This window comes from Pseudomonas sp. 313, assembly GCF_000316965.1.
Lineage (GTDB): Bacteria > Pseudomonadota > Gammaproteobacteria > Pseudomonadales > Pseudomonadaceae > Chryseomonas > Chryseomonas benzopyrenica.
Genome location: NZ_ANBZ01000093.1, coordinates 1 through 264, shown reverse-complemented (window position 1 = coordinate 264; position 264 = coordinate 1). Strand labels below are relative to the sequence as shown.

General features: G+C 64.4%; 1 pseudogene. It reads right to left on the bottom strand.

Annotated elements, in window-relative coordinates:
• Positions 1–66 precede the first annotated feature (66 nt).
• Positions 67–264: pseudogene (locus C722_RS25300) on the bottom strand (IS21 family transposase); the annotation flags it as partial.

Sequence of the window (264 nt, the reverse complement as noted above, 5' to 3'; positions counted from 1 at the left end):
GCAGTTAACTCCGCCCAGGCCGTGGCCATGCCGTGCAGGCGCAGCTCCTTGAGTTCCGCCATCAAATCACGCATGACCGACCTCCTCGGCCTGGCCACGCAGGCGGTCGTAGCGCGCCGTGTTAGCGACGGGGGCTTCCTTGAGCGACAAGTGGGTTTCGACGCTGGGTGGTGGTTCGGATGCTGTCAGCCGTGCCACGACATTGAGGATGTGTTCGGCGCTCAGGCTGCCGCTCTCCAGTACCAGCTCAACGGCTACCAGCAC